This is a genomic window from Halospina sp. K52047b, from assembly GCF_008709855.1.
Taxonomy (GTDB): domain Bacteria; phylum Pseudomonadota; class Gammaproteobacteria; order Pseudomonadales; family Oleiphilaceae; genus Halospina; species Halospina utahensis_B.
The window spans coordinates 40,506-63,986 of sequence record NZ_VYJH01000012.1; the positions used below are offsets into that span (position 1 = coordinate 40,506).

At 63.7% G+C, this 23,481-nt stretch carries 21 protein-coding genes; 6 read left to right on the top strand and 15 right to left on the bottom strand.

All coding sequences use genetic code 11. From position 1 onward, the window contains the following. Window positions 1-127 precede the first annotated feature (127 nt). Window positions 128-2,962 carry an ATP-binding protein gene (locus F3089_RS13385; RefSeq protein WP_151441292.1) on the top strand — a complete coding sequence of 945 codons (2,835 nt, stop codon included), beginning with the start codon at window positions 128-130 and terminating at the stop codon, window positions 2,960-2,962. On the opposite strand, the gene pdxJ is transcribed toward F3089_RS13385, so the two are convergent. The 9 genes from pdxJ to F3089_RS13430 all read right to left on the bottom strand — a co-directional run bounded on the left by pdxJ (window position 2,942) and on the right by F3089_RS13430 (window position 11,156). After that, entirely contained in the window at window positions 2,942-3,697 is a 756-nt protein-coding gene (pdxJ, locus tag F3089_RS13390) for a pyridoxine 5'-phosphate synthase (RefSeq protein ID WP_151441293.1), read from the bottom strand. The genes F3089_RS13385 and pdxJ overlap by 21 nt on opposite strands. Beyond that, window positions 3,694-4,413, bottom strand: a complete 720-nt coding sequence (gene recO, locus F3089_RS13395) for a DNA repair protein RecO (protein ID WP_151441294.1) — start codon at window positions 4,411-4,413, stop codon at window positions 3,694-3,696. The genes pdxJ and recO overlap by 4 nt, the downstream gene beginning before the upstream one ends. Before the next feature lie 3 nt (window positions 4,414-4,416). Continuing rightward, entirely contained in the window at window positions 4,417-5,325 is a 909-nt protein-coding gene (gene era, locus F3089_RS13400; protein WP_151441295.1) for a GTPase Era, read from the bottom strand. After that, on the bottom strand, window positions 5,315-6,016 hold the full coding sequence (rnc, locus tag F3089_RS13405) for a ribonuclease III (RefSeq protein ID WP_095617705.1): 702 nt from the start codon (window positions 6,014-6,016) through the stop codon (window positions 5,315-5,317). Before rnc ends, era begins: the two co-directional genes overlap by 11 nt. Continuing rightward, on the bottom strand, window positions 6,013-6,393 hold the full coding sequence (locus F3089_RS13410; RefSeq protein ID WP_151441296.1) for a DUF4845 domain-containing protein: 381 nt from the start codon (window positions 6,391-6,393) through the stop codon (window positions 6,013-6,015). Before F3089_RS13410 ends, rnc begins: the two co-directional genes overlap by 4 nt. A gap of 15 nt (window positions 6,394-6,408) precedes the next feature. Then, a complete protein-coding gene (gene lepB / locus F3089_RS13415) occupies window positions 6,409-7,209 on the bottom strand; it encodes a signal peptidase I (protein WP_151441297.1) in 801 nt (266 codons plus the stop codon). A 9-nt stretch (window positions 7,210-7,218) separates the two neighbouring features. Continuing rightward, complete coding sequence (gene lepA / locus F3089_RS13420) at window positions 7,219-9,021, bottom strand: translation elongation factor 4 (RefSeq protein ID WP_151441298.1); 1,803 nt, start codon at window positions 9,019-9,021, stop codon at window positions 7,219-7,221. Between the two features lie 138 nt (window positions 9,022-9,159). Further along, complete coding sequence (locus F3089_RS13425; protein ID WP_160898689.1) at window positions 9,160-10,563, bottom strand: DegQ family serine endoprotease; 1,404 nt, start codon at window positions 10,561-10,563, stop codon at window positions 9,160-9,162. Window positions 10,564-10,670: 107 nt separating this feature from the next. After that, window positions 10,671-11,156, bottom strand: coding sequence for a SoxR reducing system RseC family protein (locus F3089_RS13430; RefSeq protein ID WP_160898547.1), 486 nt, complete (start codon window positions 11,154-11,156; stop codon window positions 10,671-10,673). A 92-nt stretch (window positions 11,157-11,248) separates the two neighbouring features. Between F3089_RS13430 and nadB the strand changes: the two genes are divergently transcribed. The 5 genes from nadB (at window position 11,249) to F3089_RS13455 (ending at window position 15,459) form a co-directional block, all read left to right on the top strand. Continuing rightward, window positions 11,249-12,853: an L-aspartate oxidase gene (nadB, locus tag F3089_RS13435; RefSeq protein ID WP_151441301.1), complete on the top strand. Its 1,605-nt coding sequence runs from the start codon at window positions 11,249-11,251 to the stop codon at window positions 12,851-12,853. A gap of 24 nt (window positions 12,854-12,877) precedes the next feature. Continuing rightward, window positions 12,878-13,132 carry an FAD assembly factor SdhE gene (locus F3089_RS13440; protein ID WP_151441353.1) on the top strand — a complete coding sequence of 85 codons (255 nt, stop codon included), beginning with the start codon at window positions 12,878-12,880 and terminating at the stop codon, window positions 13,130-13,132. Continuing rightward, window positions 13,086-13,562 carry a hypothetical protein gene (locus tag F3089_RS13445; protein ID WP_151441302.1) on the top strand — a complete coding sequence of 159 codons (477 nt, stop codon included), beginning with the start codon at window positions 13,086-13,088 and terminating at the stop codon, window positions 13,560-13,562. Before F3089_RS13440 ends, F3089_RS13445 begins: the two co-directional genes overlap by 47 nt. 30 nt (window positions 13,563-13,592) lie before the next feature. Further along, on the top strand, window positions 13,593-14,543 hold the full coding sequence (gene ygfZ / locus F3089_RS13450; RefSeq protein ID WP_151441303.1) for a CAF17-like 4Fe-4S cluster assembly/insertion protein YgfZ: 951 nt from the start codon (window positions 13,593-13,595) through the stop codon (window positions 14,541-14,543). Window positions 14,544-14,622: 79 nt separating this feature from the next. Beyond that, window positions 14,623-15,459 (top strand): HDOD domain-containing protein, encoded by an 837-nt coding sequence (locus tag F3089_RS13455; protein WP_095617697.1) that lies wholly within the window; start codon window positions 14,623-14,625, stop codon window positions 15,457-15,459. 6 nt (window positions 15,460-15,465) lie between these two features. Here F3089_RS13455 and ung read toward each other — a convergent pair whose 3' ends face one another. The 6 genes from ung to F3089_RS13485 form a co-directional block, all read right to left on the bottom strand. Further along, window positions 15,466-16,218 (bottom strand): uracil-DNA glycosylase, encoded by a 753-nt coding sequence (gene ung / locus F3089_RS13460; RefSeq protein ID WP_151441304.1) that lies wholly within the window; start codon window positions 16,216-16,218, stop codon window positions 15,466-15,468. Window positions 16,219-16,220: 2 nt separating this feature from the next. Then, window positions 16,221-17,738, bottom strand: coding sequence for a lysine--tRNA ligase (gene lysS, locus F3089_RS13465; RefSeq protein ID WP_151441305.1), 1,518 nt, complete (start codon window positions 17,736-17,738; stop codon window positions 16,221-16,223). Window positions 17,739-17,759: 21 nt separating this feature from the next. Beyond that, window positions 17,760-18,855 (bottom strand): peptide chain release factor 2 gene (gene prfB, locus F3089_RS13470; protein WP_151441306.1). Its coding sequence is split into 2 segments (ribosomal slippage): window positions 17,760-18,782 and window positions 18,784-18,855, totalling 1,095 coding nucleotides; the frame shifts between segments, so codons are not numbered across the junction. 79 nt (window positions 18,856-18,934) lie between these two features. Continuing rightward, the gene (recJ, locus tag F3089_RS13475) at window positions 18,935-20,659 is read right to left on the bottom strand and encodes a single-stranded-DNA-specific exonuclease RecJ (RefSeq protein WP_151441307.1); all 1,725 of its coding nucleotides are present in this window, start codon (window positions 20,657-20,659) and stop codon (window positions 18,935-18,937) included. Window positions 20,660-20,664: 5 nt separating this feature from the next. Beyond that, window positions 20,665-22,071, bottom strand: coding sequence for a threonine synthase (gene thrC, locus F3089_RS13480; RefSeq protein ID WP_151441308.1), 1,407 nt, complete (start codon window positions 22,069-22,071; stop codon window positions 20,665-20,667). A 32-nt stretch (window positions 22,072-22,103) separates the two neighbouring features. Further along, complete coding sequence (locus F3089_RS13485) at window positions 22,104-23,405, bottom strand: homoserine dehydrogenase (protein ID WP_151441309.1); 1,302 nt, start codon at window positions 23,403-23,405, stop codon at window positions 22,104-22,106. Between the last annotated feature and the right edge of the window lie 76 nt (window positions 23,406-23,481).

The following is a 23,481-nucleotide window of genomic DNA, read 5'->3' on the forward strand; positions in this document are numbered from 1 at the left end:
CCTCAGGCTTGTGACACCGGCAACGCGTGCCGGCACACGCTTGTGTTAGATTGGCGCCCATGATACGCCGATCCGGAGCCGCGCCCAACCACTCCGGAGCCATCCACACGATCAAGCAGGGTCACTGATGCGCCGCTGGGGCGTCCAGAAAAAGGTCTTCTTTCTGTCTCTGATCCCCACGATGGTGCTGATCGTGATCGTGGGGGTGTATTTCACCCACAGCTGGGTCAGCAACCTGTCGCGCATGCTCGAGGAACGGGGCATGTCGCTCAGCCGCCAGCTGGCTTCCGCCTCTGAGTACGGTGCTTTTACCGGCAACCGTAACCTGCTGTTCGGCATCGCCAGTTCCATGCTGGAAGAGGACGATGTCCGCGCCATCACCATCTATGACAGTGATGGGCGGAAGCTGGTACAGACCGGCCGCCGGGAGCGGTTGCAGGGACAGCAACCGCTCCAGAACGTAACCAGCCCGACAGTCCACACCGGCGAGGACGCGTCGCTGTTCACTGCCCCCATCTACCCCCAGGACCTCATGATTGACGGCCTCCTGGACATGGACCGACGCCGGAACGACGCCGCTGGGGGCGAGCAGCCCCTGGGATGGGTGAGCGTTGAACTTTCCCATGCCACCACCCGCAAAGAGCAGTATGAAGCCCTTCTGGTGAGCCTGCTTCTGGTCGGGGGCGGACTTTTCCTGAACACCCTGATTGCCATTCACCTGAGCCGCTCGGTCACCGACCCCATCCATGAGCTCACCCGCGCCATCAACCGTCTGCGCGAGGGCAAGCTCGACACCCGGGTGGAGATGACGGCAGGACCTGAGCTGGAGGAACTGGCTTCCGGGCTCAATGCCATGGCCGGCAGCCTGCAGCAGGCGCGGGATGAGATGCAGCAGAATGTGGACCAGGCCACCGAGGATCTGCGCGAGACCCTGGAGACCATCGAAGTCCAGAACATCGAACTCGACCTGGCACGCAAGCAGGCCCTCGAGGCAAGCCGGATCAAGTCGGAGTTCCTGGCAAACATGAGCCATGAGATCCGCACCCCACTCAACGGCATCATCGGCTTCACGGATCTGCTGCTGAAAGCCCCCGCCTCGGCCCAGCAGCGGGACCACCTCAATACCATCCGCAAGTCCTCGGAAATCCTGCTCACCATCATCAACGACATTCTGGACTTCTCCAAGATCGAGGCGGGCAAACTGGTTCTGGACAGGACGCCCTTCCACCTGCGCGAGACCGTAGAGGAGGTGCTGATCATGCTGGCACCGGCAGCCCACGAGAAGAACCTGGACCTGGCGCCCCTGATCTACACCGATGTCCCCGACGCCTTCATGGGGGACCCGCTGCGCATCAAGCAGGTGCTGACCAACCTGGTGAACAATGCCATCAAGTTCACCCAGCACGGCGAAGTGGTGGTACGGGTGATGCTCGATGAGGATGCTCCAGACGACAACCGAATCCGGATCAGCATCACGGACACCGGTGTGGGTCTTTCCGAATCCCAGCAGGAAAGCATCTTCAATGCCTTCAGCCAGGCGGACGCCTCCACGGCGCGCCAGTACGGCGGCACCGGGCTGGGCCTGGTGATCTCACACCGGCTGGTAGAGGAAATGGGCGGCGAAATCGGGGTTGATAGCGAGCTGGGCAGAGGCTCCAGTTTCTGGTTCAGCCTGCCCCTGGAGACCTCGGGCACAGCGGAAACAGCCCCGCCTCCTCCATTCAGCGGGGAATCAGTCCTCTATCTGGAATATCAGGAAACAACCGGGCTGGCGATCACCAACCTGCTGCGGGAATGCGGGGTCGCTGTTACCCACGCCTCCGGCCCGCAGGAGGTGATTGCACAGGTCCAGTCCGCCCAGGCCAGCGGCCAGGGCTTCGCTCTGGTGATCCTGGGCGTGGCCCGCCACCTGCTCCACTCGAACCAGCACCGGGAACTGATCCGGACCCTGGAATACGAGTGCGACTGCCGGGTGCTGCTGCTTACCCCTACGCTCAATGAGGACGCCAGCCCGCTGGTGAGCATGGCCTCGGCCCACATGACCAAACCGGTGCGCCGCACCTTCTTCCAGCAGCGCCTGGGGCAGCTGATCCAGGGCACGGGGGAGCTGCCGGAGCAGCCGCGGGCACCGGCGCCTCTGCCTGCGGCCGACCGCCAGGAAACGAATGCCCGGGTTCTTGCGGTAGACGACAACTCGGCCAACCTCAAGCTTGTCACAACGCTGCTGCGGGAATTCAACCTCCATGTGGAGGATGTGGGCAGCGGCTATGAGGCTCTGCGACGCCTCCAGCAGGAGACCTTCGACCTGGTCCTGATGGATGTCCAGATGCCCGGCATGGATGGTACCGAGGCCACCACCCGCATACGCCGGCTCAACAACGCCAACAGCCATGTACCGGTCATCGCCCTCACGGCCCACGCCCTCTCGGAGGAACGTGAGCATCTCCTGGCTTCCGGTTTCGACGGCTATCTGACCAAACCCATCAACCCGTCACTGATTGCCCATACGCTCCAGCGCCACCTGGGGCTGGACGTCCAGGCCGCCGAGGAGCGCCAGCCCAGGGAGCCGGAGGGGGTCAGGCCTTCGTCACGGGGCCGCCAGCACGCGGTGGTCGACCCTGAGGCATGCCTGCAGCGGGCCAATGGCAAGCCGGATCTGGCGGAGGAGATGCTGAGCATGCTGCTGGATCATGTCGAGGAGGATCGGACGGCTGTTGAGAACCTGTACAACCAGGGGGACCAGGCCACCCTGCTTGAACGGGTCCACCGGCTTCACGGGGCCACCCGCTACACCGGTGTTCCGGAGCTGGGCGACTGCGCAGCGGACCTGGAAACCCGCCTCAAGAAGGGGGCTGAAGGGATCGGCGACGCGGTGGAGCGCCTGCTTGCCGCCATGGACCGGCTGATGCGCTGGTGTGAGCAGGCGCACTGGCACCAGCTGCTACACAGCACCGACACCTGACGCCTGATCAATCAGCGCCCGCATGTCCCGGACCGCCTCCTTCATGCCAACCATCAGTGCCCGGGCCATGACGGCATGGCCGATGTTGAGCTCGTGAATGCCCTGGAGCGCCGCGATAGCGGCCGTGTTGTGGTAGTGCAGGCCATGGCCGCCGTTGACGGTCAGCCCCTGCCCCCGGGCCAGGTCCACGCACTCCCTCAGCCGATTCAGCTCCCGCTCCATCACCTCTGGCGTCTCCGCGAGCGCGTATTCGCCGGTATGCAGCTCAATGGCCGGCGCGCCACAGTCCGCCGCCGCCCGGATCTGGTCCGGATCGGCATCAATGAACAGTGAGACTTCCGTACCCATCGCCGCCATGCGCTCGCAGGCGGCCCTGACCCGCCCGGGCTGGCCAGCCACATCCAGACCGCCCTCAGTAGTCAGCTCCTCGCGCTTCTCCGGGACGAAGCAGCAGTGCTCGGGACGGATGGTTTCGGCGAAGCCCAGCATGGCATCGGTCACGGCCATTTCCAGGTTCATGCGGGTGTTCAGGGTCTCGCTCAGGATCCGTACATCCCGGTCCTGGATGTGGCGACGATCCTCCCGGGGATGCACCGTGATGCCATCCGCCCCGGCTTCCTCCGCCAGCAGTGCGGCCTGGACCGGGTCCGGATAACGCGTCCCCCGGGCCTCCCGGAGGGTTGCCACGTGATCCACGTTGACGCCGAGCAGAACACGGCGGGACTGATGACTCATTCTGACCTCCCCTGACGCGCGAAAAGACGGCGGCTGTGCAACGGCCGCCCCTGTAGCAGATGATCCACAAGGCTGCGCATGAGCCGTTTGGCCACCTTCAGTACCGCCTGATTATCCAGCTCATCCGCGGCCAGCGCCAGCAGGTGCTCACCGGAAATGCCCCCGACAGGGCCGTGGCCGTCCGCCAGCACGCCCTGGGCCGGGTGGAATGCGTAGACACGGTCGGGCTGTACGGGGTCACCGGTATCCCCGGTCCTGTCCCAGCTGATGCCGTACCCCAACTCCCCCGCCAGCCGGTACTCGAACCGCCGCAGCGTGGGTTCCAACGCAGCACTGCCCCCCGCCAGCTGTTCGAGGGTATCGAGGTAGACGCTGAACAGGTCCGGGGCCGGATCCGCCTCGGTCAGCAGCCGCAACAGCAGTTCATTCAGATAGAAACCACAGTAGAGGCGATCACCGGACAGCGCCAGGGCAGGCGCCGTGGCCTCAGCGTGGCGCAGCGTCCTCAGCGACTGACGGCCGGACCAGGAGGTCCTCAGAGGCCGGAAGGGCTGGAGCTCCGCCTGCCACTGGCTCCGGGGCCGGGCGGCACCACGGGCCACAGCGCTGAAGTGGCCATGGTGCAGGGTGAAGAGGTCAACAATCAGGCTGGTTTCACCATAGGGGCGGCGATGCAGCACAAAGGCCGGATCCAGCTGCTGGCCGCGCTCGCTCACGGCTCAGCGCCCCTGGTCCCCATACCCCAGGGAACGCAGAGCGCGCTCATCATCAGCCCACCCCTTGCGCACCTTGACCCAGAGACGCAGCATCACTTTCGAGCCGAACAGGCTCTCCATGTCCAGCCGGGCCTCCTGGCCGATCTGGCGCAGACGGCTGCCCTTGTCGCCGATGACGATCTTCTTCTGACCCTGGCGCTCGACCAGGATGAGCCCATTGATGTGCAGCGTGTTCCCTTCCTGTTCGAAGGTCTCGATCTCAACCGCCATGGTGTACGGCAGCTCCGCCCCGAGCTGGCGGGTGATCTTCTCGCGGATCATCTCCGCGGCGAGGAAACGCGAGCTCCGGTTGGTCAGGTCATCATCACCGAAGTGATGCGGCCCCTCCGGCAGGTGACTGCGGATGGCGCTTTCCAGCCGGTCCAGGTTGCGTGAGCGCAGCGCCGAAACCGGCACGATCTCGGTGAACGGGTACTGCTGGCTGAGCCATTCGATGTGCGGCAGAAGCTGGTCCGTATCCGGCATCTGGTCGACCTTGTTGATCACCGCCAGTACCGGGCACTGAAGGTGGGAGAAGCGTTCCAGCACATTGGCATCGCCCTCGTTCCACAGATCCCGGTCGACCACGAACACCACCACATCCACGTCCCTCAGAGCCGTGGTGGCCTCCCGGTTCATACAACGGTTGAGCGCCCTGGGTTCCTCGGTGTGCAGCCCGGGTGTATCCACGAACACCATCTGATCCTGCTCCACCGTGTGAATTCCCAGGAGCTGGTAGCGGGTGGTCTGGGGCTTGCGCGAGGTGATGCTGAGCTTCTGGCCCAACAGGTGGTTCATCAGGGTCGACTTGCCCACATTGGGCCGTCCCAGGATGCCGACAAAACCACTGCGGGTGACCGGTTCATCCGTCATTGCTGCCTGCCTCCTGGTCGAGCTGCTCCAGCGCCAGCCTGGCCGCATCCTGTTCCGCGGCACGCCGGCTCCCGCCCTGGCCACGGGTCGCCGCCGCCAGTATGGGCACAGTGCAGTTCACGTAGAAGGTCTGCTGGTGCGCCTCACCGCGCACCGTCTCCACCTCGTAGTTGGGCAGCGACTCGCGCCGGGACTGGAGAAACTCCTGCAGGCGGGTCTTGGGATCCTTCTGGGTATCCTGCAGGCTGAGCCGGTCGAGCCGGGGCCCGAACCAGGCCAGCAGGCGCTCCCGTGCATGTTCCAGGTCTGAATCCAGATAGATGCCGCCAACAATCGATTCGACGGCGTCAGCCAGAATCGACTCCCGCCGGAAACCACCGCTCTTGAGCTCCCCCGACCCCAGGCGCAGGCAGTCACCCAGCTCGAACTCCAGCGCGATCTCCGCCAGCGTCGCCCCGCGCACCAGCCTTGCCCGCAGGCGGCTGAGCTGGCCTTCCCGGGCTTCCGGAAAGCGGTGAAAGAGATACTGGGCCATGACCATGTTGAGGATGGAATCCCCAAGGAACTCAAGCCGCTCGTTGTTGTTGCCACCGTAGCTCCGGTGCGTCAGCGCCAGCCGGAGGTGTTCCACGTTACTGAAGTGGTAGCCCAGTCGTTTCTGGAGCTGGTCGAGGCGTTCCTGCTCGGTCACGGCATCCTCAGTTCATGCTGGTGGTCGAATTGGATCACGGTGTCGATATTGCCCATGAACGGAGAGCGGACTTCATAGGAGAATTCCAGGCGCAGGCGCTCGCCATCACGCTCCATGGCGATCTCATCCACATCCACGCCATCAATGTTCTCCATCTGAATGCGCTTGCGGAGCAGCTCCCGCACATCCCCCACGGTTTCCGCCTCGCGGTAGGGCCGGGACTCCTCCATGGAGCCGATGATGCTGCTGAGCGTGAAGTCCTCGATGTACACCGGCACCACACGAACAACCACGGTCAGTAGAAAAACGCCGATCACGATGAACAGCATCATCGCGAGCATCGAAAAACCACTCTGGTGTCTGACTGCTGGTTTCATAACGGATCTCCGCTGCTACTGGATCCAGCCGACACGATGGAAACTGGGAAGGCTGGTCAGCGACTCCCAGTGCATCCAGATGGCGAAGGCCTTACCCACCACATGCTGGTCGGACACCATGCCCCAGTACCGGCTGTCCCGACTGTTGTCGCGATTGTCGCCCATCACGAAATAGTGGCCTTCGGGAACCGTCCACTCACCCTCGGCATCCGGGTCCGTCCGGCGCTGGGCATAAAGGGTGCTGAACACATCGCCCCCCAGCTTTTCCCGGTGCAGGTCCTGGTTTCCCAGGCTCGCCACAAACGCGGAAGGCACCGGCTCTCCATTAACGTAGAGCTGTTTGCCCTCGTAGGCAACACGGTCGCCAGGCACCCCGACCACACGCTTGATGTAGTTGACGGAGGGCTCCACCGGGTAGCGGAACACCATGATGTCGCCTCTTTCAGGATCACCGAAATCAGCAATCTCCCAGTGCGCCACCGGCAGCCTCAGCCCATAGGTGAACTTGTTCACCAGGATGAAGTCCCCCACTTCCAGTGTTGGCAGCATGGAGCCGGACGGAATCTGGAAAGGCTCCACCAGGAAGGAACGCAGCACCAGAACCACCAGCAGGATGGGGAAAAAGGAACGGCTGACCTCGGCGAGCCAGGGCTGGTCCGGATCATTACTGTCCGCCGCGTCCTCGGCGCTCTTGCGGGCACCACTCTGGGCATAGCGCTCCTGCCGGCGCGGCCGGAAGAACCGGCCATCAATCAGCCAGATGATGCCGGTGACGGCGGTGAGTACCACCAGCAGCAGCGGGAAATTGATGTTCATGGACACTCCCTAGTCATCGTCCACCCTGAGCACGGCCAGGAAGGCCTCCTGGGGCACCTCCACGTTCCCGACCTGCTTCATGCGCTTCTTGCCTTCCTTCTGCTTCTGCAGCAGTTTCTTCTTGCGGCTGACATCACCGCCGTAGCACTTGGCCGTGACGTTCTTGCGCAGCGCCTTGACCGTCTGGCGCGCCACCACGTGGTTGCCGATGGCCGCCTGGATGGCGATATCGAACATCTGGCGGGGAATCAGTTCCTTCATCTTCTCGGCAAAGGCCCTGCCCCTGCTGTGGGCCTGATCCCGGTGCACCACGATGGCCAGGGAATCCACGCGGTCGCCGTTGATGAGAATATCCAGCCGCGCCAGATTCGCCGCCTGGAAACGCTGGAACTGATAATCCAGCGACGCATAACCGCGCGTGGCGCTCTTGAGGCGGTCGAAGAAGTCCAGCACAACCTCGCTCATGGGCAGCTCATAGACCACCTGGACCTGGGTGGCCAGGAAGTTCATGTTGGTCTGCTGGCCCCGGCGCTCCTCGCAGAGTGCGATCACGTTGCCCAGGAATTCCTGGGGCACGAGGATGTTGGCCTCGCAGATGGGCTCGCGGATCTCCTCGATCTCCGCCGGGTCCGGCAGGCGCGATGGATTCTCAATGTACTCAACGGTGCCATCCACCATCACCACCTCATAGACCACCGTGGGCGCAGTGGTGATGAGATTGATGCCGTATTCGCGCTCCACCCGCTCCTGGATGATCTCCATGTGGAGCATGCCCAGGAAGCCACAGCGGAAGCCGAACCCGAGCGCATCCGAGCTCTCCGGCTCAAAGAACAGCGAGGCGTCATTGAGGGTGAGCTTCTCAAGCGCGTCCCGGAAGGCGTTGTAGTCCTCCGAGGACACCGGGAAGATGCCCGCATAAACCTGCGGCTTTACGTTCTGGAAGCCTTCCAGCTGGGGTACATCCGGAGTGCTGGCGTGGGTCATGGTATCGCCCACGGGGGCACCCTTGATGTCCTTGATGCCGGAGACGACAAAGCCCACTTCTCCGGCCTTGAGCTCGGGGATGGTCGTGGGCTTCGGATTGAAGTAGCCCACCTTGTCCACCACGTGGGTCTTGCCGGTGGACTTGACCAGAATCTTCTCGCCCTTGCGCACGCTGCCGTGCATCACGCGCACCAGCGATACCACGCCCTGGTAGTTATCAAACCAGGAATCAATGATCAGTGCCTGGAGGGCGTCATCCACCTCGCCCTCGGGCGGCGGAATGCGTTTGATCAGCGCCTCCAGCACGTCCTCGACGCCCGTGCCGTTCTTGGCGCTGCAGGGAACCGCGTCGCTGGCATCAATCCCGATGACGTCCTCAATCTCGGACATCACCTTCTCGGGATCGGCCTGTGGCAGGTCGATCTTGTTCAGAACCGGGATGACCTCAAGGTTCTGATCCATGGCGGTGTAGCAGTTGGCCACGGACTGGGCCTCGACGCCCTGGCCCGCATCCACAACAAGCAGCGCACCCTCGCAGGCCTTGAGGGAGCGCGACACCTCATAGGAAAAGTCCACGTGCCCCGGCGTGTCGATGAAGTTGAGCTCGTAGACGTTGCCATCCTTTGCCTTGTACTTGAGCGTCACGCTCTGGGCCTTGATGGTGATCCCACGTTCACGCTCCAAGTCCATGGAATCCAGGACCTGCTCGTTCATTTCCCGGTCGGTCAGTCCTTCGCAGACCTGGATGAAGCGGTCCGCCAGTGTGGACTTGCCGTGGTCGATGTGGGCAATGATCGAAAAGTTGCGTATGTGGCTGAGATCGCTCACTGAAACTCCAGAATCCGGTTTCCGGCGACTGCCATTGCGGCAGCGGCCATGACCGGGCGGATTTTACCGGACACGGGAGGGAAAGGCTATGGCCGGCCCGGGTGGAATACCCCGGGCCGGCCGGCATGGTGACAGGCGTTACTCAGGCAGGCGCAGGGCCACGATCCGTGGATTCCCCTGCCGGATCAGAGTGACCGCTACCGGCTTGCCGGCCGGCAGCCCGGAAACCGCCTCGCGGAACTCGTCAACGTCGGTCACACCCTGGTTGCCGATCTTGCGGATTACATCATTACGGCGGATACCGGCCTGGCGTGCCGGACCACGCCCGACTTCCGTGACCAGCACACCGCCGTCCAGATCCCACTGGCGTGCCAGCTGCTCAGGCAGCGGTTCAACCCTCAGCCCCAGACGGTTGCCGGTATCCGGCTGCACGGACTGCTGCTGCGCCTGCTGCCCATCTTCCGGCAGCTTACCCACAGTAAAGGGCACCTTGATCCGTTCGCCGCCGCGCATCACGGTCAGTTCGGCCTCGCTGCCAACATCCGCCTGCCCGACCTTGGGCGGCAGATCCGAAGAGCGGGTGATTTCCTCGCCATTGAACTCGAGGATCACGTCACCCTGCTGCAGACCGGCTTCCGCGGCCGGTGAATCCGGCACCACGTCCGCCACCAGGGCGCCGTGCGGCCGTTCAAGACCAAAGGTTTCGGCCAGGTCCCGGTTGACCTCCTGAATCATCACGCCCAGCCAGCCACGGGTAACACTGCCTTTGTTCCTGAGCTGATCGAACACATCCATGGCCACATCCATGGGAATGGCGAAGGAAACCCCCATGAAACCACCTGAACGGGTATAGATCTGGGAGTTCACCCCTATGACCTCACCGTCCATATTGAACAGGGGGCCACCGGAATTGCCGGGATTAATGGCCACATCGGTCTGGATGAAGGGAATGTAGTTGTCACGCGGCAGGGAACGGCCTTTGGCGCTGACGATCCCCGAAGTGACGGTGTAGTCAAAGCCGAAAGGCGACCCGATGGCGAACACCCATTCGCCCACCGACAGATCCGAGGAGCTGCCGATCTTCGCCGTGGGCAGGCCTTCGGCATCCACCTTCAGTACCGCAATGTCGGAACGGGCATCAGCCCCCACCACTTCCGCTTCCATCTCGCGCCGGTCGTTCATGCGCACGATGATCTCGTCCGCGTTCTCGACCACATGGTTGTTGGTGAGAATGTAACCATCGGAAGAGACAATGAACCCCGACCCCATGGACTGGTGCTCACGCTGGCGGTCCGGCATCTGCCCGCGGAAGCGCTCATTGAAGAATTCCTGGAAGAATTCCGGGAGCTGCTCCATCTGGCCACCAAACGGCGTCGCGCCCCGGGAGCTCGTGGACGTGGTACTGATATTAACCACAACGTCCGCATTATTCTCGACCAGCCCGGTGAAATCCGGCAACTGACTCCCGCTCTGCTGCGCGGGCACACAGGCACTCACCAGCAGTAATGCAAGGGCAAGCAGCGGTGTGACTCGATGTGGCATCCTCGTCATTAGGATCTCCCATCCGGTTTGAATACTCAGGGGCCGTGCGTGGTGCACGGACCCTCGCCTGATACCCCGTCATGATATTGAGTTCGACACCGGGGTTTTCAAGTGAACTGTACGTCACAATCAGGGACGCGCCTCACAAAAACCGGCTCGTAGCGCCCGGCCTCGCGGGCACTACGCAACCGATAGCGGGCCAGCAGCAGCCCCCCCGCGAGGCCGGCAATCCCGGCAGCCGTGGTCACCCCATCACTACTGCCAATCAGCACCTCCGCAAGCAGAGCCCCGAGCACCAGCCCCAGAAGCGGCACCATATAGACCATCGCCGCGCCGGCCACCAGGGCCGAAGGCCTCATCCGCAGCAACACCCGGTCTCCCGGTGTCACCCGTTCATCCCCGGGGACGGTAACCCAGAACTCGCCGGGAGAGGGGGCACTCCGCATCGCGCCCAGCAACCCCTGGCCGCAGCCCTCACCGGCTGCACAGCGCGAACAGCCAGCGGCCGGCGCCACCCGTATCCGGGCACGCTGCCCCACGCATTCGAGAACCTCGCCCTGGCGTTCGTCGTCCGGTTGCGCCTGTTCTTCCATTGCCCGTCCCCATTCCGATATCCGGATCATCTCCCGGCCATCGCTGTACGTAAAGAGTGACACCAGAAGCAAACTTTAGTTCAATATCCGCCATGCATGCATTCCACCATTACGATGTGCTGATCGTCGGCAGCGGTGCAGCAGGTCTGAGCACTGCCCTGACCCTGTCCTCTGACCTGAGCGTTGCTGTTCTGAGCAAGACGGAGCTCGACAGCGGCTCCACCCAGTGGGCCCAGGGCGGCATTGCCGCCGTGCTGGACGACAGCGACAGCGAGGACGCGCACACCGCCGACACCCTCGCGGCCGGTGCCGGGCTCTGCCACGAGGACACGGTCCGGCTGACCGTCTCCCAGGCACGCGACAGCATCGACTGGCTGATTGCGCAGGGTGTCCAGTTCACCCGGGCCGACGGCAGCCACTTCCACCTGACCCGTGAGGGTGGCCACAGTCACCGCCGTATCATCCATGCTGCGGACGCCACCGGTCAGGCGGTCTCCGAGGCCCTTTGCGAGCGTGCCCGACAGCAGCCCAACATCGACATCTTCGAAAACCGGGTGGCGGTGGATCTGGTCACCCACCGCAAACTGTTCCTGCCGGGCAACCGCTGCGTGGGCGCCTACATATTCAACCACGACACCCAGGAGGTGGAACTCTTCCGCGCGCGGTTCGTGGTGCTGGCCACCGGCGGTGCCAGTAAGGCCTACCTCTATACCAGCAATCCGGATGGCGCTACCGGCGACGGGATTGCCATCGCCTGGCGTGCCGGCTGCCGGGTGGCCAACATGGAGTTCAACCAGTTCCACCCCACCTGCCTCTATCACCCCCAGGCCAAGTCGTTCCTGATCAGCGAGGCCCTGCGCGGGGAAGGTGGTAAACTGCTTCTGCCGGACGGCAGCCGATTCATGGACCGCTTCGACGAACGCGCCGAACTGGCTCCGCGGGACATCGTGGCGCGGGCCATCGACCATGAAATGAAGCGCCTGGGCGCGGACTGCCTCTACCTGGACATCAGCCACCGTCCGGCGGATTTCATCGAGGAACACTTCCCCACCATCGCCGCGCGCTGCCGCGAGTACGGCATCGACATCACCCGCGAGCCCATTCCCATCGTGCCCGCCGCCCATTACACCTGCGGTGGCGTCATGGTGGACGATCACGCCCGCTCGGACGTGAACCAGCTCTACGCGGTGGGCGAGACCTCCTTCACCGGCCTGCACGGTGCCAACCGCATGGCCAGCAACTCGCTGCTGGAATGTCTGGTCTACGGCCGGGCCGCCGCCCGGGACATCAATGAACAGACCCCGCATGTTCCGGAACCGCCGGAAGTGCCCGAATGGGACGAGTCCCGGGTGCGAGATTCGGACGAGGACGTGGTGATCGCCCACAACTGGGATGAACTGCGCCACTTCATGTGGGACTATGTGGGCATCGTGCGCACCACCAAGCGGCTGCAGCGGGCCAAGCACCGGGCGGACATGCTGCACAGTGAGATCCGGGAGTTCTACAGCAACTACCGCGTCAGCAATGACCTGCTGGAGCTGCGCAACCTGGTGACAGTGGCGGACCTGATCATCTGCTCGGCCCTGCAGCGGCGCGAAAGCCGGGGGCTTCACTACAATCTGGATTACCCGACAACCATCGCGGAGCCCAAGGACACCGTGCTGGTGCCAACCACCTACATGCGTTCCGACGCCTGAGCCCTGATGGAAACCACCGACTCCATGACTGACGACCGTGAATACAAACGCCTTGTCTGGCACAGCCGCAGGGGCATGCTGGAGCTTGACCTGCTGCTCGTGCCCTTTGTGAAGGAAGCCTACCCCTCGCTGCCCGAAGCCGACCAGGCCCGTTACCGGACCCTGATCGAGTGCGAGGACAACGACCTCTTCGCCTGGTTCATGCAGCGCAGCCGCCCCGAGGACCCGGACCTTGCCCGCATCGTCGACCTCATCCTCCAGCGGGTTCAGCCGGATTGACGTCCCGCTGAGCCCTTCCCCGGGCCTCGCTGCCGTAGCCGCAGCGCCTTGGCTGCTGCCGGCGGGGCTGATCCTGGGCCTGGAGAGCATTCCCGGCGCTGTCACAGTGGGCGTGACCGCTGCCAGCGCGGTTGGCGCCATCACGGCCACCCGGCGCCAGCTCCTGCGCACCCGCCACAGCCCGCTGCGACTGATCGCCGGACCGGAGGGGCTGCGGACGGTGAATCCCCTGGGCGACGAACACCCAGTCCGGGTCGGTGCCGGTTCCCGGATCACCCACCGCCTCATCTGGTTGCGCCTCAGTGGAAGCGGCCATGCCCAACCCCTGCTGTTGAGCACCCTCCCCGGTATCCGCAATACTGACGCGCAAAGCCTGCGCCGACTGACGGGCTGGCTCCGGCTGGGGCCGAGCCGCGCCAGCGGTGAGTGAGCTCATGAATCCTTTTCACGGAGACACGGAATGACCCAGACGACCACGGCCCCCGCCACCCTGCCTGATGCCATGACCGCATCAGCCGATGCCCATCGGCTGATGCTGCTGGAAGGCCCGGATGTGGACCGTTTCCTCCAGGGCCAGGTCACCTGCAACATTGAGGAACTGACCCGCGAACACAGCCTGCCCGGCGCGGCCTGCACACCCAAGGGGCGTACCTATGCGCTGTTCCGCCTGGTGCGTCTGTCGCCCGAAAGGGTCCTGGTGCGCTTTCCCGAAACCCTGAGCGACCGGATCAGCCAGCAGCTGAGCAAGTACCTCGCCTTCTTCCAGGCGGAACTGAAAGCCGCAGAGGACTGGCAGCTCCTGGGCCTTATCGGGGAAGAACACCCCGCGACCCTCGCCCCGTCACTCCCGGCGGAGCTGAACGACGCCACCATCACCGACAATGGCGTCCTGGTACGCACCGTGCCGCTGCCGGACGGCCGGCCCCGGTTTGAGTTCTGGTGGAATACGGCCGCGAAGGAGGCTCCAGAGCCGGATCAGCCTGGCACCGCATGGGAGCTCTCGGAAATCATGAGCGGCCTGACCCTGCTCAACGACACCACCACGGAACAGTACATACCGCTGAACCTGAACCTCCAGTCCTACGGGGGCGTGAGCTTTACCAAGGGCTGCTACACCGGCCAGGAGATCATCGCGCGCATGCATCACCTGGGACAGCTCAAGAAGAGCCTTTTCCGTCTTGAGGCCCGCTTCACCGATACCCTCCCCGCCCCCGGCGACCGGCTGGTGGACGGCGACGGCAATGCCCTGGGTGAGATCACAGACAGTATCGCCACCGACGAGGGCACCGTGCAGCTTCTCGGGGTTCTCAAGCATGCCGCCATGGAAGCCACCATCACGCTTGCCGATCAACCGGGGGCCCAGCTGGAACTGCAGCCACTGGGATATGACGTGCCCGAACAGCAGCCGTGACAAAATATAACGGCAGGCCGCGCCAGCTCCTGCTATAAAGAGGGCAGCATTTCAAAGCATTCAGGAGGCCCTCAGGGCTATGACGGAACTGGCCAATCGCATTCGTGATCAGCTCCTAACAGCCATCGACCAGGATCAACTGACCCTGCCGACGCTGCCGGAAGTGGCGCTGAAAGTCCGGGACATCGCCGAGGACGACAACGCCACCATCCAGGACATCTCAAAGACCATCAGTGATGATGCGGCCATGTCCGCGCGCATCATCAAGGTGGTTAACAGCCCCCTGTTCCGGGGATCACGCGAGATCAACACCCTCAACATGGCCGTCAGCCGGCTGGGCATGGACTACACCAGCAGTCTTGCGATGGGGCTGGCCATGGAACAGATGTTCCAGGCCACCTCGGATATGGTGGACCGGCGCCTGCGGACCATCTGGCAGCGCAGCACCGAAATCGCCGGCATTGCCCAGGTACTCGCCCAGCACTACACGAAGCTCCGGCCAGAGCAGGCGACCCTGGCGGGTCTTGTCTGCCAGATCGGCGCCCTGCCGGTACTGCGATTCGTCGAGGACCATGACCTGCAGGTCAACAGCGCCATGCTGGACAACCTGGTGGATGAGCTCCACCCGGTGATCGGGGACCGGATTCTCAAACGCTGGGACTTCCCTCTGGAGCTGCATCACGTGCCGTCAGAGCACGTCAACTTCGGGCGCCAGGTGCCGGAAGCGGACTACGCGGATGTGGTCATGGTCGCCAGCCTTCAGACCCTGGTGGGAACCGGCCACCCCTACACGGAAATGAACTGGCACGAGGTCACAGCGTTCCATCGCCTCGGTCTGGATCCGGAATCCGGAATGGAGGATGACGAGGATCTGGGCGAGCAGATGGACGCGGCCATGGCCCTGCTCAAGGGCTGATCCCGCTCAGCCCTGTGCCTGTTTGCCGCCACGGTAACGGGCTTCCAGTGTGGCCTGGTCCGGCAGCGCCCAGTCCACCTCCGGAAGCCCCTTCTGCGCCAGCCACTCGTTGGTCCGCGAGAACCATTTCTGCCCGAAGAACCCCCGATGGGCGGCAAGAGGCGATGGGTGGGGCCCTTCCAGCACCAGATGCCGATTGCGGTCGATGAACCCACCCTTCTTCTGGGCGTAGCTGCCCCACAACAGGAAAACCACGCCTTCACGCTCCTCGTTGAGGTGCCCGATAACCCGGTCCGTGAAAGTCTCCCAGCCCTGGCCGCGGTGTGCTCCGGCGTTGCCCTGGGCCACGGTCAGTACACTGTTGAGCAGCAGCACACCCTGCTCCGCCCAGGGCTGCAGGCAGCCGTGATCCGGAATGGGCGCGCCCAGGTCCTGATTCAGTTCCTTGAAGATATTCACCAGCGAGGGCGGCACCTGGACACCGGGCCGGACGCTGAAGCACAGGCCATGGGCCTGACCCGGCCCGTGGTAGGGATCCTGCCCCAGAATGACCACCGAGGTGCGCTCGAACGGCGTGCTGTTGAGCGCATTGAAGCAGAGGCTGGCGCGCGGGAACAGGGTTTTCCCGGCCTGCTCTTCCGCGGCCAGGAATTCCCCGAGCTTTTCCATGTACGGCTGGCTGAATTCACCCTCAAGGCGTTCCCGCCAGCCGGTGCCCGGTTTCAGATGCGACAGCAGCGCTTCCGTGGCCGGGTGCATGCTCAGCCCCTCTCGGGTCTCATCGCCGGGAACAGGATGACATCGCGGATCGAGGGCGAATCCGTCAGCAGCATCAGCAGCCGGTCGATACCGATCCCCTCACCCGCGGTCGGCGGCAGGCCGTATTCCAGCGCCGTGATGTAGTCCTCGTCGTAGAACATGGCCTCGTCATCGCCGGCCGCCTTTTCCTCGGCCTGCTCCCTGAAGCGCTGGGCCTGGTCCTCGGCATCGTTGAGCTCGGAGAACCCGTTTGCGATCTCGCGCCCGCCCACAAAGAGCTCGAAACGCTCGGTCACGCTCGGATCGTCGTCACAGCGGCGTGCCAGCGGTGACACCTCGGTCGGATACCGGGTAATGAAGGTGGGCTGGGTCAGCCGGTGCTCGGCGGTCTCCTCAAAGATCTCGGTCTGGATGCGCCCCAGCCCCCAGCCGTCTTTGACGTTGATGCCCAGAGCCGCGGCGGCCTTCGCCGCCTGCTCCGGATCCGAGAGCTGTGCCTCGGTCAGCTCGGGATTATGCTCCAGGATCGCTTCCATCACACTCAGGCGCCGGAAAGGACCCGAGAAGTCGTAGGTAACGTGATCCACGATCTCGCCGTTCTCACCCCGTACCCCGTTGCTGAAGTGCGCTTCGCCAAAAACGCTTTCCGTCACTTCCCGCAGCAGGTTCTCGGTCAGTTCCATCAGGTGGTTGTAGTCCGCATAGGCCTGATAGAACTCAAGCATGGTGAACTCCGGGTTATGCCGGGTGGAGAGCCCTTCGTTGCGGAAGTTGCGATTGATCTCGAAGACCTTCTCGAACCCACCAACCACCAGGCGCTTGAGATAGAGCTCCGGCGCCACGCGCAGGAACATGTCGATATCCAGCGCGTTGTGGTGGGTCACGAAGGGCCGGGCCGCAGCACCGCCGGGGATCACCTGCAGCATGGGCGTCTCCGCCTCGACGAAGTCGCGGCTGGTGAGGTAATGGCGGACGTGGTTGATGACCTTAGAGCGCACCTTGAAGGTGCTGCGCGTGTCCTCGTTCATGATGAGGTCCACGTAGCGCCGGCGGTAACGCTGCTCCGGGTCCACCAGGCCCTTGTGCTTCTCCGGCAGGGGCCGGAGTGACTTGGTCAGGAGCTGGTATTCCTCCATCACCACGTACAGGTCGCCCTTACCGGACTTCGACAGCGTGCCCTTCACGCCCACGATGTCGCCCACATCCCAGTCCTTGATCTCCTTCTGCACCTCCTTGGTGCTGTAGATCTGGATCCGGCCACTCATGTCCTGGATCACCGAAAAGGGCTTGCGGTCCAGCATCAGGCGCCCGGCCACTGCCACCTTCATGTTCAGCTCGGCCAGCTCTTCCTTGCTGTAGTCGCCGTAGCGCGCCTGCAGCTCCGCGGCGGTACTGTCCCGCTCAAAGTCATTGGGGAACGGGTTGTCGCTGGCCTCCCGCCGCGCCTGGAGCTTCTCGCGGCGCTCGGCGATCAGCCGGTTCTCGTCCTGGGATGGCGTTGCGTCGGTGTTGTCCGTCATGGGCGAAAGATTCTCCGGTGGTTACAGGCCCTGCTTGAGACTGGCGATGATGAATTGATCAAGACTCCCGTCGAGCACATTCTGCGTATTGCTCGTTTCCACGCGCGTACGAAGATCCTTGATGCGCTGGTCATCCAGAACGTAGGAGCGGATCTGGCTGCCCCAGCCGATGTCCGACTTGTTGTTCTCGGCAGCCTGTTTCTCCTCGTTGCGCTTCTGCAGCTCCAGCTCGTAAAGCTTGGCGCGCAGCTGCTTCATCGCGTAATCCTTGTTCTGGTGCTGGGAGCGGCCGCTCTGGTTCGCCACCACGGTGCCCGTGGGCTGGTGGGTGATCCGCACCGCGGATTCCGTGGTGTTAACGTGCTGGCCACCGGCGCCGGAGGCGCGGTACACGTCGATCCGCAGATCCGAGGGGTCAATCTCGATCTCGATGTTGTCGTCGATCTCCGGCGAGGCGAACACGGAGGCAAAGGAGGTGTGCCGGCGGTTGCCCGAATCAAAGGGCGACTTGCGCACCAGCCGGTGCACGCCTGTCTCGGTGCGCAGCCAGCCGTAAGCGTACTCGCCCTCGATCCGGATGGTGGCGCTCTTGAGACCGGCCACATCACCGTCCTGGGCCTCGAGCACCTCGTACTTGAAACCCTTGGCCTCGGCCCAGCGCAGGTACATGCGCAGCAGCATATTGGCCCAGTCCTGGGCCTCCGTGCCGCCGGAGCCGGACTGGATGTCCAGATAGCAGTTGCTGGCATCCATATCGCCTGAGAACATCCGCCGGAACTCCAGCTTCTCCAGCTCCCCTTCCAGGGTCTGGAGTTCGCCGGTCACGTCATTGGCGGCCGCCTCATCCTCCTCGGACTCGGCCATCTGGAGCAGCTCTTCCGCATCGCGGATGCCGGTGCTCAGCCGGTCCAGCGTGGAAACAATGGCATGCAGGCTGGCATGCTCCTTGTTCAGTGCCTGGGCGCGGTCCGGATTGTTCCAGACTTCAGGCTGTTCCAGTTCGCGTTCGACTTCCGTCAGCCGTTCCTTCCTGCTGTCGTAGTCAAAGATACCCCCTAAGCGCTTCCGTACGCGCTTCCAGGTCACGAATGGTCTGAATGATCGGATTGGTTTCCATAGCCGACGGCCTCTTGTTGAGTGGGCATGTCAGAAAGATGGCTTATTGTAACGAATGCGCAGGGCACTGAATACGCGGCTTACAGCGGCTCCAGATGCAGTACGCGCAGCTGCAGCCGCTCGCGCCCGCGGAAGCGGTTGGCATCCAGCTGGTAGGCCAGCCGGGCCCGCCGGCATTCGCACGGCCACTGATCGGTGTCGATATTGAAGGCGATGCCGTCCAGCGGTGTGTTCCATCCGGGCACGCCGATCTGCAGCTTGAGGTGGCGCTCGCCCACAATCCGCTGCTCCAGGAGCTCGAACTCACCGTCGAACACCGGCTCGGGGAACCCCTGCCCCCAGGGTCCGCCGCTGGACAGAAGGTGGGCGGTTTCGAGGGTCAACCAGTGTGGCTCCAGTTCACCGTCACTGAGGATCTCCGGGCGCAGAAGCTCCGGCTCAACCCGCTCGCGGACCAGTTCCGTCACTGCCTCCCGGAACTGGTCCACACCGGAGTCAGTCAGGGTCATGCCAGCCGCCATTGCATGGCCGCCATAACGATTCAAAAGCCCCGGATGGCGGGCATCGAGCTCCGCGATCAGGTCCCGGATATGCAGGCCTGGCACGGAACGGGCCGAGCCCTTGAGCAGCCCCTCACCACCGCGGGCGAAGGCGATCACCGGACGGTGGAAGCGTTCGCGGATGCGCGAGGCCAGAAGACCGATCACGCCTTCGTGCCACTGTTCATCGTGCAGGCACAGCACCGGCGGCAGCTCACCCTCATCCAGGTGCAGCCTGGCCAGCGCCGACTCCGCTTCCCCGCGCATGTCCGATTCAATGGTCCGGCGTTCACGGTTCAGGCGGTCCAGTTCGGAGGCAAGGCGCTGCGCCTCGCCCTCATCCTCCGTCAGCAGGCATTCAATGCCCACGGCCATGTCGTCCAGGCGGCCCGCCGCGTTGAGGCGCGGGCCCAGGACAAACCCCAGATCCGTCGCTTCCAGCGCATCCGCATCCCGACCAGCCAGTTCAAGCAGTGCCCGGATGCCGGGGCGTGTCCGGCCGGCACGGATACGGCGCAGCCCCTGGGCCACCAGGGTTCGGTTGTTGTGATCCAGGGGCACCACGTCCGCCACCGTGCCCAGTGCCACCAGATCTAGGTATTCCGCCATTGCCGGAGGCGCCTGGGCAAACCATCCGGCCGCTTCCAGGTGTCTGCGCAGCGCGCTCATCACATAGAAAGTCACGGTAACGCCGGCCGTATTGCCGGTGGGAAAGCCGCAGCCTGGCTGGTTGGGATTGACAATGGCCTCGGCCCCCGGAAGCGTCTCCCCGGGCAGGTGGTGGTCTGTGACCACGACGCGCACGCCCTTCTCCCCGGCCCTGGCCACCCCTTCATGGGCGGCAATCCCATTGTCGACGGTCAGGATCAGATCCGGGAGGCTGCCCTCCTGCGCCAGCTGGTCGATAATGCCCGGCGTCAGGCCATAGCCATCCGTGAAGCGGCTGGGCACACGGTAGTCCACCTGGTGGGCACCGAAGCGGGTGAGTGCCAGCACCGCCAACGCCGTGCTGGTAGCGCCATCGGCGTCAAAGTCGCCCACGATGGTAATCCGCTGCCCCTGCATCACGGCATTGGCAAGCGTGGAGGCGGCCATCTCCATCCCCAGGAAGCCCTCCGGGCGAGCCAGGGAGGCAAGGCCATAGTCGAGCTGGCTGGCGTCCATGACGCCCCGGGCGGCATAGAGCCGCCGCAGGAGAGGATGTAGATCGGCACTGGCGAGGGCATCCCCGCCGGCGCCAGCACGCCGAACGATGGTCTGCTGCATAGGGCTCAGCTGTCGGCGTAGCGCCAGTTACGGGCCATGAACTGCTGAATGGTGGCGAGGTCGTTGTCCAGCACCGTGAACCGCTCCTCCCGCTCCATCAGATCCGAGAGGTGCTCGGGCAGTGCCGCCTCGCGGGGCACGCCGGAACGGGTCACGGCATCCGGGAACTTGGCCGGGTGCGCGGTCCCCATGGTCACCATCGGCACGGTGGCATCACGCCGGCAGCGCCGCGCCGCCTCCACGCCAATGGCCGTGTGCGGGTCCAGCAGGTACTCGGTTTCGCCATAGACTTCGGCAATCACCTCACAGGTGCGCTCATCGTTCACCGAGAGGCTGTCGAACAGCCCGCGGGCTGATTTCCAGCGGTCATTCTCCAGTGACACAGCGCCATGCTCTGCACTTTTCAGGAACTGAACCACGCTCTCTGGATGGCGACCATAGAGATCGAACAGCAGCCGCTCGAAGTTGCTTGAGATGGTGATGTCCATGCTCGGCGACAGGGTGTGCTGCAGCTTGCCGGTCTCGTAGTGATTACCGCTGATGAACCGGTGCAGGATGTCATTCTGGTTGGTGGCGACCACCAGCTGCTGCACCGGCACACCCATCTGCCTTGCCAGGTAGCCAGCGAAGATATCGCCGAAATTACCGGTGGGCACCGAGAAAGCCAGGCTGCGGTGCGGACCGCCCAGAGCCAGTGAAGCGTAGATATAATAGACGATCTGGGCCATGATCCGGGCCCAGTTGATGGAGTTGACAGCCACCAGGGAGGTCTTGCCTTCCAGGAAGGACTGGTCCGCAAAGCTGGCCTTGACCATCTTCTGGCAGTCGTCGAAATTCCCGTCCACCGCGATGTTGTGGACGTTGTCGCTGAGCACGGTGGTCATCTGGCGCCGTTGCACCTCCGAGACCCGCCCGTGGGGATGCAGGATGAAGATGTCCACGTGCTCTGAGTGGCGGCAACCCTCAATGGCCGCCGAACCGGTATCGCCGGAGGTGGCCCCGAGGATCACCACGTGCTGGCCACGCTTTTCCAGAACATGGTCCAGGAGCCGGCCCAGCAGCTGCAGGGCGAAATCCTTGAACGCCAGCGTCGGGCCCCGGAACAGTTCCATGACCCATTCGTTGGCATCCAGCTGCACCAAGGGCGCCACCGCACGGTGGGTAAAACCGGCATAGGTCTCACGGACCATGGCCCGGAAGTCGTCCTCGGCAATGGATTCCTCGACGAAGGGATACATCACCCGGCAGGCCAGTTCGTCGTAGGGCAGCCCACGCAGCGCCATCAGATCCTCCGGCGTATAGCGCGGCAGGGTTTCGGGCACGTAGAGCCCGCCGTCAGTGGCAAGCCCCTGCAGGAGCACGTCTTCAAAGCTGAGCGCGGGCGCCTGCCCGCGGGTGCTGATGTATCTCAAGGCAGTATTCCGTCAGTGTCCAGGGTCAGTTCTCAGAGAAAGTTCTCGGCGCGGATGCGCACCACCCTGCCCTCTACCTCGGGCAGTGCTTCCATTTCGGCAATGGCATCGTTGACCTGTTTCTCCAGAACCGTATGGGTCAGCAGGATCACCGGAATCTGGCCGTCATGCAGTTCGGATTCCTTCTGCATGATGGATTCGATGTTGATGCCGTTCTCGCTCATGATGGAGGCCACCTTGGCGAGCACACCGGGCCGATCCAGCGCCTGGATGCGCAGATAGTAGGCCGAGCGGATCTCGTTCGGACTCAGGATTCGGTGATCGGTCACCGCATCAGACTCGAAGCCAAGATAGGGCACGCGCTGCGCGCTGTCGGTCGACACGGTACGCGCCACATCCACCAGGTCCGCGATCACCGCGGAGGCCGTGGCCTCATCCCCGGCACCCGGGCCGTAGTACATGGTCTGGCCGACCGCATCACCATCAACAAGCACGGCATTGAGAACGCCGTCGACCTTGGCAATCAGATTCTTCTCGGGCACAAGTGTCGGGTGCACACGCAGCTCAATGCCATCCTCACGGGAACGGGCGATGCCCAGGTGCTTGACCCGGTAACCCAGAGCTTCCGCGTGGGTGATGTCGTAGGGCGTGATATTGGCAATGCCCTCGGTATAGGCCCGGTCGAACTGCAGTGGTACGCCGAAGGCGGCCGAGGCCATGATGGTCAGCTTGTGGGCCGCATCGATCCCCTCAACATCGAAGGTGGGATCGGCTTCGGCATACCCGAGTTCCTGGGCTTCCTTCAGCACTTCATCGAAATCGCGCCCGGCCCGCATCTCAGTGAGGATGTAGTTGCCGGTGCCGTTGATGATGCCCGCGAGCCACTGGATCCGGTTGGCGGCCAGTCCCTCCCGGATCGCCTTGATGACCGGAATACCACCGGCAACGCCCGCCTCATAGGCGACAATGACGTTCTTCTCCCGGGCCGCGTCGAAGATCTCATTGCCGTGCTGTGCGATCAGAGCCTTGTTCGCGGTGACCACATGCTTGCCCTGCTCGATGGCGGCCAGCACCAGACGGCGGGCATCGTCATAGCCCCCGATGAGCTCAACGACAATATCGATGTCCGGATCATTGACCACATCGTTCAAGTCCGTGGAGAACGGCGTGTCACCCAGACCCAGGTCCGGGCGCGGGCTCCGGTTCGCTACACGCGCCACGCGCAGGTTGCAGCCGGCACGACCGGCGATGATCCGGGCGTTGCGCTGCAGGACCTCCCAGGTTCCGCCACCAACGGTCCCGAGACCACAGATTCCGATGTTCACGTCCTTCAACTGGCCACCTCTCGTTCGCTTGAAAAATGCACGTCGATGCCGGGGGAAACGCGCATGTTATACGCTTTGCGCGCCG

Excerpts from the sequence above, each read along its gene's own strand:
- F3089_RS13410 (WP_151441296.1), bottom strand. The coding sequence starts at position 6,393 with ATGAAACCAGCAGTCAGACACCAGAGTGGTTTTTCGATGCTCGCGATG.
- recJ (WP_151441307.1), bottom strand. The coding sequence starts at position 20,659 with ATGCAGCAGACCATCGTTCGGCGTGCTGGCGCCGGCGGGGATGCCCTC.
- ung (WP_151441304.1), bottom strand. The coding sequence starts at position 16,218 with ATGCACCCGGCCACGGAAGCGCTGCTGTCGCATCTGAAACCGGGCACC.
- F3089_RS13430 (WP_160898547.1), bottom strand. The coding sequence starts at position 11,156 with ATGGAAGAACAGGCGCAACCGGACGACGAACGCCAGGGCGAGGTTCTC.
- lysS (WP_151441305.1), bottom strand. The coding sequence starts at position 17,738 with ATGACGGACAACACCGACGCAACGCCATCCCAGGACGAGAACCGGCTG.
- nadB (WP_151441301.1), top strand. The coding sequence starts at position 11,249 with ATGCATGCATTCCACCATTACGATGTGCTGATCGTCGGCAGCGGTGCA.
- pdxJ (WP_151441293.1), bottom strand. The coding sequence starts at position 3,697 with ATGAGTCATCAGTCCCGCCGTGTTCTGCTCGGCGTCAACGTGGATCAC.
- F3089_RS13440 (WP_151441353.1), top strand. The coding sequence starts at position 12,878 with ATGACTGACGACCGTGAATACAAACGCCTTGTCTGGCACAGCCGCAGG.
- F3089_RS13385 (WP_151441292.1), top strand. The coding sequence starts at position 128 with ATGCGCCGCTGGGGCGTCCAGAAAAAGGTCTTCTTTCTGTCTCTGATC.
- ygfZ (WP_151441303.1), top strand. The coding sequence starts at position 13,593 with ATGACCCAGACGACCACGGCCCCCGCCACCCTGCCTGATGCCATGACC.
- lepB (WP_151441297.1), bottom strand. The coding sequence starts at position 7,209 with ATGAACATCAATTTCCCGCTGCTGCTGGTGGTACTCACCGCCGTCACC.
- F3089_RS13455 (WP_095617697.1), top strand. The coding sequence starts at position 14,623 with ATGACGGAACTGGCCAATCGCATTCGTGATCAGCTCCTAACAGCCATC.
- F3089_RS13425 (WP_160898689.1), bottom strand. The coding sequence starts at position 10,563 with ATGCCACATCGAGTCACACCGCTGCTTGCCCTTGCATTACTGCTGGTG.
- era (WP_151441295.1), bottom strand. The coding sequence starts at position 5,325 with ATGACGGATGAACCGGTCACCCGCAGTGGTTTTGTCGGCATCCTGGGA.